Here is a 17,188-nt window from a genome sequence, read left to right on the forward strand (position 1 = left end):
GACCGCATGACCCGACCACCTGAGGGCGATCCCAACGATCCGCGGAACCATCCGCCGGAGACCCGACAGTTCGATCCGAACTACGATCCGTCGGCCCCGCCGTCGCAGGCGTACACCGAGCAGCCGTCGGGGCAGCCGTACCCGGGTCCGTACACCGAGCCGCACCCCGGGCCGGCGCCGACGGGTGCCCACACCCAGTACTCGGATCCCCAGTACTCGGATCCCCAGTACACGGGTGGGTCGCCGTATGCGGCGTCCCCCTACGACGCCCCGCAGGGCGGGGAGCCGCCCCGGGGCTCGGGCTCGAAGGGCCGCACGATCGGCCTCGCCCTCGTCACGCTGATCGCGGTGGTCGTGCTGGGTCTGGTTGTCGCACTGATCGTGCGCGGCGGCGACGACGATGCCGGCAGTACCGCGGCCACGTCGTCGACGACGGAGTCGAGCGAACCGACGACGACCACGTCGACGACCGAAGAGACCACGACGACCACCGAGGAGACCACGTCGGCGCCGCCGACGACGCCGCGGTCGGGAACCGTCACCTACCAGCTGACCGGAAGCGGCGACGTCGTCGCTCTGAGCTTCCGTCGCGGTCCCGGGGCGCCGACGGTGATCCCGGCGACGGGGTCCCCGTGGTCGCAGCGCGTGACTCTCGAGGGATCACGTGCGAGCATGTCCGCGATCGTGGTTCGCGGACCGGTGACGTGCAGCATCCTCGTCGACGGTGAGCAGCTGGCCACCGCGACCAGCCAGGGCGGCACGCTCAACTGCAACGCCGACCTCGGCGCCGAGTAGCCGGTAGGTCCCGGCGCCTCAGCGTCTGCGCAGGACGACAACGAGGTTGGTCCCGAGCACTTCACGAAGTCCCGGGACGCGCATGACCCACCACATCCAGCGGGGGATGTAGCGCGGGAAAGCAGCGACGAGTTCGGCATTGCCGCCCGTCGTCGCCGACCGTGCCCAACGCAGCCCGTCGGTGGCGTGCACGGCGAACAACGACGTCCCGAACAGGTTCTTCGGCGGGTGACCGTGGCGACGGGTGTACAACCGCGCCGCGCGGTGTCCGCCGAGGTAATGCGTCAGGCCCATCTCGTGACCGCCGAACGGTCCCCACCAGAGCGTGTAGCTGACGATGACCACCCCACCCGGCCTCGTCACGCGGAGCATCTCGTCGGCCATCTCCCATGGCGTCGGTGTGTGCTCGACGACGTTCGACGACAGGCATACGTCGACACAGGCGTCGGCGAACGGGAGGGCCTGGCCGGAACCGCGTACCGAACCGCGGTGTTCCAGCCCGCCGGCGTGCATCTCCGTGGGATCGGGTTCGACCGACATGTAGTGCGCACCGCGCGCCCGGAAGGCGTCCGCGAAGTATCCCGGACCGCCGCCGACATCGAGGATGACCGCGTCGTCGAGGTCGGGGACGAACGCCGCAACCATGTCCGCGGTGTCGGCGGCCAGCGCCCCGTAGAAGCGCGCCGGATCGGTCTGCTCGTATCGGAAGTCGACGAGAAGCCCCGCGGCGCGTCTGAAGGTGGCCAGTCGTGCCATCGCGGATCGGCCCGAACCGGCTGTGTCTGAGGTCGCCATCGTCGGCACACTCTAATGGGGTGTCCCGGAATGAGGCGACCGGTCTCCCGTCGGCGCCGGATACCCGCCCGAGCGGCGCAGGTCGGTAGGCTGACGGACGATGCACGTACCCTCTGACGTCCTGCTCCTGTGCTGGCGGGACACCGGCCACCCGCAGGGCGGGGGCAGTGAGACCTACCTGGAACGCGTCGGTGCCGAGTTGGCCCGCCGCGGTGCGCGCGTCACCTTTCTCACGTCCGGATATCGCGGGGCCGCCCGTGACGAGGTCCGCGACGGCATGCGCTTCGTCCGTGCCGGTGGTCGGATCAGCGTGTACCCGGTCATGCTCGCCACGATTCTCGCCGGGCGCATCGGTCTCGGTCCGCTCGCGGGGCGCGGTCCCGATGTGGTCGTCGACACCCAGAACGGGGTCCCTTTCTTCTCGGCGCTCGTATCGGCCGCGCCGACGGTCGTACTCGTCCACCACTGCCATCGGGAGCAATGGCCGGTCGCCGGGCGGTTGCTCGGTCGGGTGGGGTGGTTCATCGAGTCGCGGGTCTCGCCTCGGGTGCATCGCCGGAACCGGTACGTGACGGTGTCGGCACCGTCGAAGTCCGAGCTCGTCGAACTCGGGGTGGACGCGGACCGGATCTCGGTCGTGCGCAACGGCGTCGACCCGCTGCCGGCGGGCATCGACACGCCCGCCTCCGAGCCGGGACAGGTGCGTCTCTGCGTCCTGTCGCGGCTGGTTCCGCACAAACAGGTAGAGGATGCCCTCACGGTTTTGGCGCGGCTCCGTCGAGAAGGAGTCGATGCCCGGCTCGACGTCATCGGCGGCGGTTGGTGGTCCGACGAATTGCGTTCCGCAGCAGATGAACTCGGCGTCACCGACGATGTCGTCTTCCACGGTCACGTCGACGAGCGATGCAAACACGAGCTCCTCGCGGGTGCGCGCGTCCACCTGATGCCGTCCCGGAAAGAGGGATGGGGACTCGCGGTGGTGGAGGCGGCGCAGCACGGTGTCCCGACCATCGGCTACCGCAGCGCGGCCGGCCTCACCGACTCCATCGACGACGGCGACACAGGGCTGCTCGTCGACGGTGTGGACGAACTCGCCAGCGCGACAAGAAAGCTGATCGACAACCCGGACGAGACGCGCCGCCTCGGCCGCAACGCTCGCATCAAGGCGAGTCGGTACTCGTGGTCGGTGACGTGTGACGGTTTCCTCGAGGTGTTCGACGCCGTGCGGTCACCGCGCGCACGACGCCGCTGACCAGACCCGCGAGCAGCACCGCCGCCCACACCAGGTGCGCGCCCGTCGCGGCGGCCCGTGCGAGGGAGCCGGCCGACCGGTCCCGGGGCCCGTCCACCTGATACAGCCGAAGGTTCGGGGATTCGACGGCGAGCCGACCGTTCTCGGCGAGTTGCACCGGCGTCGAACCGTTCTCGACCAGTACCCAGCCGACGCCGAGGTCGGCCAGTGCTCGGGGATCGCCCCCGTCTGCGAGGACACGAGAGACCGCGGCGGCATGCTCGCCGGGCGGGTCGATGACCTCCCCGTCGACGGTCAGCGTCCCCGACTCCACGACCGGGGCCCGCAACATCCGCGCCGCCGGGTCGAGCGCGGGCCCGGACGCGAAATCGTAGCGGCGCACCGTGTCCGGCGGCCACAGCGCCACCGATCCCTGGTCGGACGGCACCGCCCGGACGACGTCCCGCCAGTCGTCGGGATAGTCGACGGCGCGGACCGAACCACCGACACCCCAGGCGAGGTCGGGCAGCGGTGCGACGACCAGCAAGAACACCGCGGCCACTGCGAACCCTGCGGGCACCCGCCGCCGGGCGGCGACAGCGGCGGCAGCCACCGCGACGGCCAGGGCGGGGAGCAGCAGGATCGAGAACTTCTGCGCGTCGCGCAGGAGGCCACCGCCACCGATGTGCTCGACAACGAATCCCGTTGCCGTCCGTGCGGGTCCGAAGGTGCTGAGGATCAGGAGGATCGCCGTCGCCGCGGCGAGCACCGTGAGCGATCGGACCATCGGGTCGAGATGGGCGCGGCGTCGCCACAGGTGGACGGTTCCGGTGGCGGCGACGACCAGCAGGCACGCCGTCGCGACCGCGGCCCAGCCGATGGTGCGGCTCGCGGGGACCGCGTCGGCGTTCCAGATCCCGCCGAGCGACGCAACCGTGCCCACCGTGCCGAGCCACGGCTCGGACCGCAGGCCGAACGCCTCGACCCCCGCAGCGGTCGATGTGGTTGCGGCGTCGCTCATCACGCCGGTGACCACCCAGGGGAGCGCGGTGAGCACCCACAGTGTCATCGCGGCGAGGACGTTACGGGCGCCGGGCCGGGTGGTGCACAGCGCCACCGCGAGGACGATGAACGCGAGGACTGAGCCGGTCGGCGTGAGACCCGCGACCGCCAGCAGACCGCCCAGCCCCAGGAGGCCGGTGACGCCGCCCCGGTCGCGCAGATCCATACACGCAACGATGATCCAGCCGAGGGCGGCACAACTCACCAGCAGACTCCAGTGACCTTGCAGGAGCCGTTCGGCGACATAGGGATTCCACACGGACACGAGTGCGGCCGCCACCGCGCCGGTACGACCGGCTCCCGGGACGAGGCGGGCCGCCAGACGTCCGTAGCCGACCCCGGTACAGATCAATGCCGCCGCGAGCAGCGCGAGCACGACGACCCCGCCGTCGACGACCGCCGACGTCATCGCGAGAAACCAGTCCTGCGGCACGGCGCGGGGCGGCCGGTCGCCGATGCCCAGCGTGGTGTCGGTGACGTGGGTGCGCGGTGTCGACACCGCATCGCGGTAGAGCAGGTGTCGCGGCCCCGCACCGACCAGCCCCGGCAACAGGGGAGCCAGGATCGCGACGGTCGCACCGGTGCTCGTCGCGTACAGCACCGGCAGCAGCCGTCGGGTGGTCACGGCGCGGGAGCCGTTCAGAAGTGGTGGGTGTCCGACGGGGGCGGCGCGTGGACCGGGTCGTCGTCGTAATCCGACTCGGTGATGCCGTAAGCCCGTGCGAGGTCCAGGATCTTGGTCGCGCGCGCGATTCGCGGCAGATCCGACCCGTTCCGGATCTCACCCCCGTCGCGCTCGAACTCCGCGAAGAACTCTCGCGCCCAGGTGATCTCGTCCTGTGACGGGGACAAGCCCTCGTTGACCTGCGCGCACTGACCGGGCGTGAGGCAGATCTTGCCGGTCATGCCGAACTCGGCGCTGACGGCGGTGGCCTCACTCAGTTTCAGTGCGCTCGACCCGACCGTCGGTCCGTCGATCGCGCTGGGCAGGTGAGCGGCCTTCGCGGCGATGGTGAAACGCGAACGGGCGTAGGCGAGGGTCTGCGGATTCTCGCCGAAGCCGGTGTCGCGTCGGAAGTCCCCGATCCCGAACGCGAGCCGGAAAGTGCCCTTGGCAGCGGCGATCTCGCTGATGCGTTCCAGTCCCCGCGCGGTCTCGACGAGCGCGACGATCGGCAGGCCGGGCAGTCGCTTGGCGGTCTCGGTGACGTGGTCGACGGATTCGACCATCGCGAGCATGATGCCGCCGACGGCAGTCCCGGCGAGCGCCTCGAGATCGTCGGCCCACCAGGGGGTGCCGAAACCGTTGACCCGTACCCACTCACCGGCGCCGGGACCTTCCCCGTCCTTGGGGCCGATCCAGCGCACCACGTTGTCGCGGGCCTCGACCTTGTCCTTGGGCGCGACCGCGTCCTCGATGTCGAGCACGATGATGTCGGCACGTGAGCGCGATGCGGACTCGAACTTGGCGTAGTGGGCGCCGTTCACCAGCAGCCAGCTGCGCGCCAGCACCGGGTCGATGCGCGAGCCGACGTCGGTCGACTCGGCATCGTAAGTGGGATTGTCGTCGTACATCAGGGTCTCTCGGTCTGTGGAGCTCTGGGGCTGGGATGACAACAGCCTTCTCATCGTTGCCTACGGACGACGGCCGGTGCAAAGCGCCTCGCGTCCGATCGGCACACTTGGTCCATGCAGCAGGCGCGCCGGACGACGGGCACGGTGGGTGCCGTCGGATCGGTGGCGGTGGGGTCCATGGTGGCCAACCTATGCATGTACGTGGTGCACCTCACGGCCAGTGCTCATTTCCTCGACGTCAGCGAGTACGGGCAGTTCGCGGTGTTGCTGTCGGCGATGCTGGTACTCGGCGTGCCTGCGATGGCGCTGCAGAACGTCGTCGCCCGCGAGGTCGTGCTGGGACGCGACGAACACCGGCTCCGACGACTCGGGCTGCTGAGCACCTTCTGGGTCGTGGGTCTCACGGTCGTCGCGACGCCGCTGGTCGCCGCCCTGCTGCGCACCGAGGTGGCCACCACGGCGGCCGCGCTGGGGTCCGCTCCGCTGCTGGCACTGGTTGCCGCGGGACAGGGCCTGCTCCAGGGGCGCGGTGAGTTCCGCGTGCTGTCGTGGGTTCTCGCCGCGGTCGGCGTGTTGCGCTCGGTGCCCATCGTCGCAGCGTTCGCGGTCGGTGCCGGCCCGGCGGGCGGACTGTGGGCCGGCACGGTCGGAACCGCTGTCGCGGCGGCGGTCGTCTGGCTGGTGGTCTGGTCGGTCGTCGGGGAGGCGCGGACCGCCGGTCGAGTGCCACCGGGGGCGGTCGGGGTGCTCAGCGTGGCCCGGGCATCGCAGGTCCAACTGGTGCTGATCGTCGCCTCGTCGGTCGATCTGCTGTTGTCGCCGCAGGTGCTCGACTCGGTGGAGGTCGGGGTGTACGCCCTGGGGGCCATCGCGACCAAGGTGGCGTTCTGGTTGCCGCAGGCGATCGGCGTCGTGTTCTATCCGCGACTCGCCGACCCGGCCCGATCGCGGGCCTCGCTGCGGCAGGCGGTGACCGTCGTGGCCGGCATCGGGGTGGTCCTCACCATGCTGGCCGGGGGCGCGGGCCCGGTGGTTCCCCTCATGTTCGGCGACGGCTACGACGAGCTCGTCCCCATCCTCTGGCTGTTCGCCTACATCGGCGCGGCGCTCGCCGTGCTCCAGGTGGTGCTGCTGTCGGCGATCGCCCGTGACCGGACGCGCGTCGCACTCGGCACGTGGGTGGTCGTCGCGGTGGAGGTGCTTCTGATCCTCACGGTGACCGGCTCCATCGTCGCGGTCGCCGCGACCGCGGCCGTCGCCGTCACCATCGCCGCTCTGGGAACATGGGCGGTCGCGCGCTGACGGTTCGCGCCCGACCCTGACCCGGCACGTTGCCGAGTGCCCGAAGTTTCGGCAGTGTTGTGTGATGAGCGACAACGAGAACACACATGTCACTGTCGAACGAACCATCGAGGCACCCGTCGACGCGGTGTTCGATGTTCTCTCCAACCCCGAGCGGCACCAGGCGCTCGACGGGTCGGGTTTCATCCGCGGCGTCGACCACGCAGACCGCATCCAACAGGTCGGCGACGTGTTCACCATGAACATGGCCGGCGACCACATGGGCGGCGACTACAAGACCGACAACCACGTCACCGGTTACGCCAAGGACAAGCTGCTGGCGTGGAAGACGGCGCCCGCGGGTACCGAGCCCCCCGGGTGGGAGTGGCTGTGGGAGTTGGAGGCCCAGGGTCCCAACGAGACGCTGGTCCGCCACACCTACGACTGGTCGAAGGTCACCGACAAGAAGCTGCTCGAGAAGGTGAAGTTCCCGCTCGTCACCGAGCACCAACTGAACGACACCCTCGGCCGGCTCGCCGCCGAAGCGTCGTCCTGATCGCAGGCCGGCCCTGACCGGCCGTGGTTCCCACGAGGGGCATCGCTCTGCCGTCGACAGCCCGCTGCTGTCGGCAAGGAGCGGTGCCTCTTCGTCGTTTCTGCCCCGGTGTCCTAGCTCTCGCCGTCGGGCGGTCGGTACACCGCGGCGGTGACGTACGCCGCGACCTCGGCATGGGACATGTGGCGGGCCGGTGAAAGCAGTTGCGAGAACACGACACTCACCATGAATTCGACCGCCGCCTCCGGAGTGGGCGTCAGATGCCGGGCCAGGGGTGAGCCGGCGATGTGGGGCACCGCCCGTTCGGTCACGATGTCGACGAGTGTCGAATTGTCACCCGACCGGATGAGCCACGGAGTGAGGATCGAGCCGTCGATCCGCAGTGCCGCCTGCAGCGCGCTGTTGCCGGCGTTGTACTCGAGAACCTCACGGACCAGCATGTGGATGGTCGCGCGCGGCTCGTCTGCGAAACGCAACCGGCTGAGCACCAGCTCCTCCAGGGCGGCGAGTTCGCGGTCGACGATGACCCCGACGAGGGCCTCTTTCGACGCATAGCGCCGGTAGACCGTCGCCCGGCTGATGCCCGCCTCGCGTGCCACCGCCGCCAACGTCAGGGCGCCCATGCCGACGCGTCGGATCACCGCATGAGCAGCTGCGATCACTTCGTCGCCGTCGGCCATCGCACCAGATTAGTCCGCCGGCGTCACTCGCTTCGCTCCCGGCGCCGTCACTCGCGGCCCGCTCGCTTCGCTCCCGGCGCCGTCACTCGCGGCCCGCTCGCTCCGCTGCCGGGCGCCGGATCATCAACATCCCGGCGATCAACGCCGCGATGCCCAGGATCGCGGTCCCGATCGGCACCAGTCGACCCCAGATGAGGATGGGTTTCGCGAGATCCGCGGCCAGATCCGACATCTCGGCCTGCGTGGTGTCGTCGTAGGTGAACGTGGCACGCATGTGCGAGAGCTCGAAGTCGGCGGGGACGCCGGGCGTGCCGTCGGGGAAGCGGTACGCCTCGTCCACCGTGATCGTGGCGTCCACGATCGTGCCGGTCTGCGGGTCGACGGCCAGGTCCCACGACGCCCGGTGGTGCAGCGTGGCGGTCAACGGCCGACGGGGCGGGCCGCCCACACCGAACCACGATGCGGGCCGGGTGATCGACACATAGGTACCCACCGGCCGGCCCAGTGCCTCCCGCGCGAGATCGGTGTCTGGGATCTCGGCACGGAACCGCGCCACATCACGACCCCGCACCTCGGTGTCGCCGGTGTGCACCAGTGGGACGGTCCTGCGGGTGATGGCATCGAAGTACTCGGTGTCGTTCGGACCCGTGTCGAACGCCAGCAGATAGGTGAAACCCCGCCGGTCCGGCACCAGGACGGCAGCCTGGTCGCTGTCGTACTGGATCTCCGACGCCCCCCGCGCGGCGAGGCGCGGCAGCGCGTTCTTGCGATCGAGCGTCACCCGATCCTTGATCGCGCTGACAGTGGCGTCGTTGCAGGGTTGCCCGGCGACCGTGGCGTCGCTGCCCGGCCGCGGGTCCCCGGGCTCCACCTCGCGGTCGTCGAGGCGCAGGGTCTGGGCCTGGATCGACGTGCCCGCCTGCACCGTCACCCGGTGTTCGTCGGACGGTTGCACCGCGACGACGCGCTGCTGACGGACGAGGTCGGCGTCGAGGGTGCGGGCCGAACCGGTCTCGAGCGAGCATCGGTCGAAGATCGTCGCGTTCTCGGCGGTGGCGACGGTGGTGAAGTCCGTGCTGAGCGGGACCGTCCGGAAACCTCCGACCAGCAGGGTCGGCAGGGCGATGGTCACCGCGAGCAGAAAGCTGCCGAGAAAGATCAGCGTGGGGCCGATGAGGTCCGCGGTCGACCAGCGGCGTGGGTGCGACGCGGACTCCGGCCCGGGACCGATCGACGACGAAGACATCGACGACGAAGACATGGTGGCGAGGGTACGCAACGGGCCTTGGCTACCCTGTGAGCAGCATGACCAGCACCGACTCCACCCGCCCGGCTGCCCGCCCCGTCGCCACAGCCGACGCTGCCGTCCCCGCCACCGCGCGACGGTTCTACCCGCAGCTCGAGGGCATGCGGGCGATCGCGGCCATCGGGGTGTTGACCACGCACGTGGCGTTCCAGACACGCGCGGTCGAGATCGGTGTCCTCGGACCGGTGCTCGGCCGGCTCGACCTCGCGGTCGCGCTGTTCTTCGCCCTCTCCGGATTCCTCCTGTGGCGACCCTGGGTCGACGCCGCTCACAACGGCTCCGGACACCCGTCGGTCTCGCGGTACCTCCGCCATCGGGTCGTCCGGATCTGGCCCGCCTACCTCGTCGTCGTGGTCCTGGTGATCCTGCTGCTACCCGAGGCCCAGGGCGCAGGCCTCGAGGTGTGGCTGGCGAATCTGACGCTCACCCAGGTCTTCATCCCGTTGACCCTCACCGCCGGTCTCACGCAGATGTGGAGCCTCTCCGTCGAGATAGCCTTCTACGCACTCCTCCCGGTCCTGGGGTTCGCGCTCCTCCGGTTGCGCGGAACCCGTGTGACCTCGCGCATTCCGGCACTCGCGGCCCTGGCGGTCGTAAGCCTGGGCTGGGCCTGGGTGGGCACCTCACTACCGGTGGCCGAGGGGGTCGAGACCAAGAACTGGGTGTTCGGGCACCTGCCGTGGTTCATCGCGGGCCTCGTCCTGGCCGAGATCGCCGGTGTCCTCGACCGCGGCGGGGCCACCGGTCGGGAGCCCCGGGGACGCTGGATGGCGTTGACGATCCGCGTGAGCGCGAACCGGCCACTGATGCTGGCCGTACTCGTCGGTGCCTATGGTCTGGCGTGTACCCGCCTGGCCGGCCCGACGGGCCTCGGCGAGGTGACCGAGATCGAGTTCGCGACCAAGATGGTGCTCGGTGCACTCTGCGGATACGCCCTTCTCGCACCGCTCGTCTGCAACCCGGGCCCCTTCCGCTTCCTCACCTCGCGGGTGATGCTGGCCCTCGGCCGCTGGTCGTACGGCATCTTCATCTGGCACGTCGCGGTCCTCGCCGTGGTGTTCCCGCTCTTCGGCATCGTGCCGTTCAACGGCAACACCGTACTGGTGTGGACGATCACGCTCGGCCTGTCCGTCGGGATCGCGGCGGCCGGCTACGCCTTCATCGAGGAACCGGCACGAAACTGGTTGCGCAGCCGCGAGAATCGTCGTCGTATGCGGTCGACCGGTGATGCTCCCGGAACCGCGACGACGCCCGCGTCGTCGTCGGAGACGGCCACCTCGTCGAGCGAGGACCAGAACGTGAGCCACCACGCCGTCGACACCGCCAGCAGAGCCGGTAGCTGAACCCACCACTCGAACCCGTGGTAGCCGCCGGAGGCGTGCCACGGGCCGGCGGCGAGCGCGATGGTGGCCGCCATCATCGACACGAAGACGGCGGTGACGCCGGACTTCTGCCGCACACCCGCGGTGATGCCGGCGACCACGAGCCCCGCCGCCAACCCCCACCATCCCGACAGCAGCCACGTGCCCGCCGCGATCGACACACCGGAAGCGATGAGCATGCCTCGTCCCGGAGGTACCGACACCGGCAGCGAGACCAGATCTCCGACGGGACGCCGGCGTCGGGTCGGCCACCAGGCGACCGCGAGCAACAGCAGCATCAGGGCCAGGCCGATGACGAGCGCCCAGCGGTAGAGCGAGTCGAACCGGTAGGTGAGTTCGATCGTTCCCGACGTCCCGGCCGGCACCACCCACCCCTGCTGCCACCCGTTGACGACGACCGGCCGCAGTTCACGTCCGTCGTGTCGTGCGATCCATCCGGGATTGGTGCTCTCCGGGACCGTCAGCACGCGCTCCGGGCCGGACTCGACCTGCACCGACCGCTGGGCGGCCGACCATTCGGTCACCACGGGAGTTGTGGTGACCGCCCCGGCGAGACCTTGACCGGCGACCAGTGACAGGGCGTCGACGGTGAAGGCCTCGCCGGGGTTGACCGACACCTCCTGCCGACCGGCGGGGAGCGCGAGTCCGGTTGCACCACAGGCGCGTCCGACAACGGGTTGACCGGCCCGCAGAGCGGCGGCCGTCGTCCGCGCCGACATCCGGATGACCTGACCGGCCGCGGTGACGCCGATCCCGTCGTCGCACCCGATCTCGACGGCACGATCGCCGTCGGCGTCCTTGCTGTTGCCACGCCCGGCCGGGGCCGGGAACACCTCGACCTCGGCGATACCCGGCGGCGCGGGGCTGGCGAAACCCAGACTGTTGACGTCGATGAGGTCCGTCTGTGCGCGCAGGGTGATCTCGACGCGGTCGGTGACCGCGGGGTCCAGCCGCACGACGCCGCCCTCGCCGACCTCGCGGATCTGCTCACCGGTGCCTAGGTCTACGGACACCTCGGTGGGGGCCGCCGGATACGAACGCGGAGCGACGATCTTCAGCGACTCGACCCGTTGTGCGGCCGGCAGCCGCAGGGTGAGGGTGGGACTGTTCTCGTCGGTCTCGTCCCCCTCCTTCTCAGCCCCCTCCTTCTCAGCCCTGTCCTTCTCGGCCCGCTCCCGGTCCGTCTTGCTCGGGATCTCCGGCGCGGTCCAGGACGTTCCGGGGTCGCCGTCGACCGCCGCACCGGGTCCGCCCCGCGGATCGGTGACCGGCCGCGCACCCGTCGCGACGATGCCGTCGTCGACGGTGAGAAGCCGATCGAGGGCGTCGCCGGGCCGCGGCCGCAGGATCACGGTGGGCGACACGGTGACATCGGACGGGACGGACAGCGCCCGTCCGAAGACCGAGGGCGTCTCCGGAGACAAGCCGAGACCCGGTGCGCACCGGACCATCTCGCGGGCCGGATCGGGGACGCACCAGGCTCGGCCGGTGAGTTCCTGATACAGCAACCACTGCGCGACCGGGGTGCCCGCTTCGAGCTCGGGAAGCGTCACGCGATGGCGGATGGGCAGCGGTGTCGAGGTCCGCAGGTCAGACACCGAGACCTCACCCAGCGCGAACTGGTTGCCTGCCGTGCCGTCGTCGGTGCGGAGGGCCCGGATCTGCACCCATCGGGTCGGGCCGCTCGGCGCGGTCACCGTCATCGGTTCGCCCGGGCGTAGTCCGGAGACGACGGTGCTTCCCGCCTCGGTGGTGATCAGTGCACTGGTGACGTCCGGTCCGAGGGCCTTCGCGGTGGTCAGCGTCACCGCGAGGTCTGTCCTCGGCGTCGTGAACCCGATACGCATCCAGCGGCCGACCGCGCTTTCCAGACCTCCGCTGACCCACGCGGTCTGGGGGTTGCCGTCGAATGCCGCGGCCGCGGAGTTGGCGGGCGAGGTCTGGCCGGGTTGGACCGCATCCGCCGCCGATCCCGACGTCGACACCTCGACCTCGCCGGTCTTGTTGTCCAGCAGCCACTCTCCGCGTACCAGTGGCTGGCCATCGACGGGGTAGTCGGCCGCCGCGTTCTGGGTCCGGCGCGGGTCCGCTGCCGTGCGGATCGCCGAACTGTGGTCGTCCACGCGCCCGAAGTCGGTCTCCCGATCGCTGGGCGTGTCGGTGACGATCAGCGGCCCGCCGGTGATGCCCGCCCGGCGGGCGTCCGCGTCGAGCAACACCGGCCCCAGCGGTGGAAGGCCTTGTCGCGCCCGGACGTCGTCGAGTTCGGCGACGGCCTCGGGACCGCCCGCCACGCGGGGGAGGCCGTCGCGTTCGATCAGCACCGGTCCGGTTGCGGGAGGCCCGGATCCCGGGGGCGCGTCGACCGCGTAGATCTGCACAGCGGGCATGGCGGGGCGCAGTCCGTTGTCGCGCACCACACCTCGCACGCTCGATGGTTCGATCTCGGGACCGAACACGGCCACGCGCCGGAGTCCGGGCGACTCGTCGAGTGCCTGCTGGGCCAGCAGGGGCCGTGCCGAACGCGAGGTCTCCGGATCCAGGTCCGCGCGCAGCACCACGAATCCGATGCCCTGCTGCGCGAGCGTCGCGGCGAGACCGGGAGAGCCTCGCCCGGAAGCGATCTCGCGCTGCACGGCGTCGAGAGCGCGGATGGCGCCCGGGGGTGTGAGCGGGATGGCGTCGCGTACCGCCCAGGGGGTGTCGGCCAGGGGTTGCAACGGTTCGTCGCGGGTGAGTCCCCAGAGCTGATCGGCGAACGGGGCGCCCGGCACCACCAGCGCGCGGGAGGAGGGGGTGCCCCCGTCGTCGGTGCCGGTGCCGGTGCCGTCGGTGTTCAGGTCGTGTCGGCTGTGTTCGGCCAGCCAGTCCGCGGCCTGCTGCCAGTGGCGGGGGATCGCCGTGTAGGTGCCGCCCGGTGCGAGCTGGCCGGTCCACATCAGTGATCCGGCTCCGATGACGGCGACGAGCAGCACGATCGCCGCGGCCACCGGCCGGGACCGCTGCGGCTGGGCGAAGGCGGACAACGTCTCTCGCGCAGTCGCGGTGCCGGGCAGGGGAACCCGCGCCAACAGGTGGGCGATGCCGAGCACCAGGGGAATGCGGATGAGCGGTTCGAACTTGTGGATGTTGCGCAGCGGTGCGCCGGAGCCGTCGAGGAAGACGCGGATCTGCTCGGCGATCGGTGACCCGAGCCCGCCGGCATATCCGACGCACATCACGAGGAGGCCGACACCGAGGATGCTGAGCAGACGACCACGAAACGGCATGGAGCGCATGCACAGTCCGGCGAGGCCGGCGGCGGCGATCGTCCCGGTCGCGAGAACCGCGGCCGGCTGGGTGACGAGCACCGCTCCCGCGACGCGTTCGGGTGAGACGAACGGCGTCCACGAGCTCGCGCCGCGCAGCACCTCGGTGAGCGAACTCCACTGGGTGGTCACCCGCGACGACTCGATGAAGTCGAGGAACGGTGGACTGACCCGGGACAGGATCAACAGCGGCACGATCCACCAGCCGCAGGCGAGGACCAGCCCACCCGCGGTCCAGGCGCCGAAGCGCCACCACCGCCCGTCGCGAGGACGGTGCAGGAGCCACCAGAGCACCGCCACCCCGAGGGCCGCGGCGGTGGCGACCGCGTTGACCGCCCCCATCAAAGCGACCGCCGCCGCAGTGCGGGCCGCTTCGCGCCACAGCGGTGGAGCCCCGTCGTATCCGGTGTCCGCGTCGTCACCGGTGAGTACGACCCGGGTGTCCAGTGCACGCACCACGGGCAGCAGCACCCACGGCGCGAGCATCATCGGCAGTGTCTCCGATGAGATGGACCCGAGGGTGGTGAGCACCCGCGGACTCAGCACGAAGACGGTGGCCGCGATGACCCGTGACGCGGGCGAGCCGAGTCGCAACGCCTCCGCGAGTCGCACGATGCCGACGAAACCCGCCGTGAGCAGCAGCGCCCACCACAGACGCTGCACGATCCACGGCGGGATGGACAGGAGGTCGCCGGCGGCGAAGAACGCGCCGTGCGGGAAGAAGTAGCCGTACGCCTGGTTCTGCACCTGACCCATGGGGGCGTCAGGGGTCCACAGATGGGCGGCGCGTGCGAGGAAGCCGAGCGGATCGGCGGTGAGGTCGAGCTTGGTGTCGGCGGAGATCCGCCCCGGGGACTGCAGCACACACACGATCAGGGCGATCGCTGCGACGACCCCGACATGTCGACGGCGCAAGACCGGATGATCCAGGGGCGTGGGCGGGCTGCTCAGTTGCTGCTGCTGTCGATCAGACGACGCCGTGACCTGCGGCGTCGAGGCGTCAGTTGGTCTCGCCGGCCCCGCCGCGCGAACCGTAGTCCACCGAACCCTGTACGAAGCCGTTGTTCGGGCTGATGTTGTTCAGGTCCGTGGACGGGCTGTTCTCCGAGGCGAGGAAGCCACCGAGGAACACCGCGCCGAGTCCTACCAGGATGCCGGCGACTCCGGCGACGGCTCCGGCGACAAGGCGGTTGTTGGTCATGGCGACGAAACTACCATCGCCGGAGTCCGTTTCCGGGTGACACCCGCTGGTACCTGCGGATCAGTACCGACGAGGTCATCGCCGAGCACGCACTTTGGTCAGGGCGCGATCCCAGAGCAGGCGTGCGCTCGGCGTGACGAGTTCTCCGTCCGGCGGTGGCGTCCAGAACAGTTATCCCACGGCTCAGGACATGGGGTTACGGAGTGACCTGCGGTTCTCGTTCGCACTTCGCAGGAACGATGAACACGGGGCGGTGGCAGTGTTTGAGGACGCGTTCGGCGACACTCGACCGCAGCAGCGCCTTGAGACCCGACGCCCCACGGGTGCCGGTCACCAGCAGGTCGACGTCGAGGGCCTCGGCGGCGGCGACGAGTGCACCCCACACCGTCGACTCGACTTCGACGAGCAGGCCGCGTGCCGCCAGCCCGCAGTCGGTGGCGAGCTCGACCCCACGCCCGTTGACCGCGGATGCTTCTTCTTCGAGCGCGCGGTCGACACCGGCGTCGAGTTGGGTGTCGATGAAGGGCTGCATCCCGCCCGCGAGGGTGGACATCCGAGCCGGGGTCATGCCGCCGGGCTGCCATGCGGTCACCACCACCGCGGACCGTGCGCGTAGGAACTGGCCGGCGTAGCGGATGGCGCGATCGGCGTTCGGTGAGCCGTCGTAGGCGATCATCAGGGTCTGGGCGGCATCGTTGTCACCGCCACCGCTCGAGGCGGTTGCGGACCCGGTCGGAATGGACCCCACGTCCATTGGCTCAGGTTACATGCCAGACTCGTGCCATGGGCTCAACTCGCCGACCCCGACGGAACCGGAGCGCGCTGACGGCGGGAACCGTCGCCGTTCTGTGCGTCGCCCTCGCGGCCTGCACCGGCTCGACGACGGACGCGCCGCCACCGACGCCGTCGTACTCCGCGTCGAGCGAAGCGCCGATGTCCTCGTCGGCGTCACCGAGCGCGACGCCGGTCGCGAATGCCTGCGGTGCAACCGAACTCGCGAAGCTGTCGGTGCGCCAGAAGCTGGCCCAGCTGCTCGTCGTCGGGGTGACCGGCGCCGCCGACGCGCAGCAGATCGTCGAGGACGAGGAGATCGGAGGCATCTTCGTCGGGAGCTGGACCGACAAGGCGATCCTGACCAGCGGTGCGGCGTCCCGGATTTCGCAGAATTCGTCGCTCCCGTTGATGGTCACCGTCGATCAGGAGGGCGGGCGCGTCGCGCGGTTGTCGGCGCTGGGTATCGACCACGCATCACCGCGTGAGCTCGCCCGGACGAAGACGCCCGCCCAGGTGACGGCGATCGCCACCGATGTGGGGCGCAAGCTCAAGCGGCTCGGTGTCACCGTGGACTTCGCGCCGGTGGCCGACGTCAGCGACGAATCCGACGATGAGGTCATCGGCGACCGGTCGTTCAGCAACGACCCGGCGGTCGTCACCGAGTACGCCCGTGCCTACGCCACGGGCCTGGCCGCCGCGGGAATCACGCCGGTGTACAAGCACTTTCCGGGTCACGGTCATGGCTCGGGGGATTCGCATCTGGGGGTCGTGACCGTTCCGACGCTGCCCGAACTGCGTACCAGCGATCTCGTGCCGTTCCGGAACCTGCTCCGCGATCCGGGAACCGCGGGCGCCATGGTGGGCCACCTCATCGTGCCGGGCCTGACAAACGGTCTGCCCGCGAGCATCAGCCGGCCCGCCATCCAGATGTTGCGCACGGGAGTCGGATACGACGGTCCGCGTTTCGACGGGGTGATCTACTCCGACGACCTGTCCGGCATGGCGGCGATCAGCGAGCGTTACCCCATCGAGCAGGCCGTCGAGAAGTTCGTCCTCGCCGGCGGCGACGTCGCGCTGTGGCTGTCCACCGACCGCGTCTCCTCCGTCCTCGACAACCTCGAGCGTGCGGTCTCCCAGGGGCGCCTCGCGCCGACGCGGCTCGACGCCAAGGTGGTGCGAATCCTGCGGTCGAAGGGCGTACTGGACTGCTGAGGCCTTCCCGGCAGCACCCGGATGGGGTTT

The 17,188-nt window shown here is 70.3% G+C and carries 13 protein-coding genes and 1 pseudogene; 6 read left to right on the forward strand and 8 right to left on the reverse strand.

All coding sequences use genetic code 11. The features are described from left to right. Positions 1 to 6 precede the first annotated feature (6 nt). A complete protein-coding gene (locus tag MAY35_RS20520; RefSeq protein WP_238423137.1) occupies positions 7 to 795 on the forward strand; it encodes a hypothetical protein in 789 nt (262 codons plus the stop codon). A gap of 18 nt (positions 796 to 813) precedes the next feature. Here MAY35_RS20520 and MAY35_RS20525 read toward each other — a convergent pair whose 3' ends face one another. Continuing rightward, positions 814 to 1,551: a class I SAM-dependent methyltransferase gene (locus tag MAY35_RS20525; RefSeq protein WP_238423166.1), complete on the reverse strand. Its 738-nt coding sequence runs from the start codon at positions 1,549 to 1,551 to the stop codon at positions 814 to 816. A 139-nt stretch (positions 1,552 to 1,690) separates the two neighbouring features. On the opposite strand from MAY35_RS20525, the gene MAY35_RS20530 reads away from it, so the two are divergent. Next, entirely contained in the window at positions 1,691 to 2,842 is a 1,152-nt protein-coding gene (locus tag MAY35_RS20530) for a glycosyltransferase family 4 protein (protein ID WP_238423138.1), read from the forward strand. Here MAY35_RS20530 and MAY35_RS20535 read toward each other — a convergent pair. Both MAY35_RS20535 and MAY35_RS20540 read right to left on the reverse strand, forming a co-directional pair. Continuing rightward, a complete protein-coding gene (locus MAY35_RS20535) occupies positions 2,751 to 4,508 on the reverse strand; it encodes a hypothetical protein (protein ID WP_238423139.1) in 1,758 nt (585 codons plus the stop codon). The two genes, MAY35_RS20530 and MAY35_RS20535, sit on opposite strands and share 92 nt — an antisense overlap. A 14-nt stretch (positions 4,509 to 4,522) precedes the next feature. Next, positions 4,523 to 5,458 carry a CoA ester lyase gene (locus MAY35_RS20540; RefSeq protein WP_238423140.1) on the reverse strand — a complete coding sequence of 312 codons (936 nt, stop codon included), beginning with the start codon at positions 5,456 to 5,458 and terminating at the stop codon, positions 4,523 to 4,525. A gap of 114 nt (positions 5,459 to 5,572) precedes the next feature. On the opposite strand from MAY35_RS20540, the gene MAY35_RS20545 reads away from it, so the two are divergent. Together MAY35_RS20545 and MAY35_RS20550 are read left to right on the forward strand one after the other, a co-directional pair. Next, positions 5,573 to 6,760: a lipopolysaccharide biosynthesis protein gene (locus tag MAY35_RS20545; RefSeq protein ID WP_238423141.1), complete on the forward strand. Its 1,188-nt coding sequence runs from the start codon at positions 5,573 to 5,575 to the stop codon at positions 6,758 to 6,760. Positions 6,761 to 6,824: 64 nt separating this feature from the next. After that, positions 6,825 to 7,295, forward strand: coding sequence for an SRPBCC family protein (locus MAY35_RS20550; protein ID WP_238423142.1), 471 nt, complete (start codon positions 6,825 to 6,827; stop codon positions 7,293 to 7,295). A 113-nt stretch (positions 7,296 to 7,408) separates the two neighbouring features. Here the strand turns inward: MAY35_RS20550 and MAY35_RS20555 are convergent, their stop codons facing one another. Next, on the reverse strand, positions 7,409 to 7,975 hold the full coding sequence (locus tag MAY35_RS20555) for a TetR/AcrR family transcriptional regulator (protein ID WP_238423143.1): 567 nt from the start codon (positions 7,973 to 7,975) through the stop codon (positions 7,409 to 7,411). 82 nt (positions 7,976 to 8,057) lie between these two features. After that, positions 8,058 to 9,236, reverse strand: coding sequence for a DUF3068 domain-containing protein (locus tag MAY35_RS20560; RefSeq protein WP_374237988.1), 1,179 nt, complete (start codon positions 9,234 to 9,236; stop codon positions 8,058 to 8,060). 146 nt (positions 9,237 to 9,382) lie between these two features. Between MAY35_RS20560 and MAY35_RS20565 the strand changes: the two are divergent. Then, positions 9,383 to 10,369, forward strand: a pseudogene (locus tag MAY35_RS20565) (acyltransferase family protein); the annotation flags it as partial. Positions 10,370 to 10,431: 62 nt separating this feature from the next. On the opposite strand, the gene MAY35_RS23455 reads toward MAY35_RS20565, so the two are convergent. The 3 genes from MAY35_RS23455 to MAY35_RS20580 form a co-directional block, all read right to left on the reverse strand. Further along, positions 10,432 to 14,886, reverse strand: coding sequence for a DUF3367 domain-containing protein (locus MAY35_RS23455; RefSeq protein WP_374237989.1), 4,455 nt, complete (start codon positions 14,884 to 14,886; stop codon positions 10,432 to 10,434). A gap of 85 nt (positions 14,887 to 14,971) precedes the next feature. Further along, positions 14,972 to 15,172, reverse strand: a complete 201-nt coding sequence (locus MAY35_RS20575) for a DUF2613 domain-containing protein (protein WP_004023745.1) — start codon at positions 15,170 to 15,172, stop codon at positions 14,972 to 14,974. A gap of 196 nt (positions 15,173 to 15,368) precedes the next feature. Beyond that, entirely contained in the window at positions 15,369 to 15,926 is a 558-nt protein-coding gene (locus MAY35_RS20580) for a universal stress protein (protein ID WP_238423145.1), read from the reverse strand. Positions 15,927 to 15,955: 29 nt separating this feature from the next. On the opposite strand from MAY35_RS20580, the gene MAY35_RS20585 reads away from it, so the two are divergent. Continuing rightward, positions 15,956 to 17,158, forward strand: coding sequence for a glycoside hydrolase family 3 N-terminal domain-containing protein (locus MAY35_RS20585; RefSeq protein WP_238423146.1), 1,203 nt, complete (start codon positions 15,956 to 15,958; stop codon positions 17,156 to 17,158). The last annotated feature ends 30 nt before the right edge of the window (positions 17,159 to 17,188 follow it).

Origin of the sequence: Gordonia sp. 'Campus' (assembly GCF_022206305.1) — a bacterium.
GTDB lineage: Bacteria > Actinomycetota > Actinomycetes > Mycobacteriales > Mycobacteriaceae > Gordonia.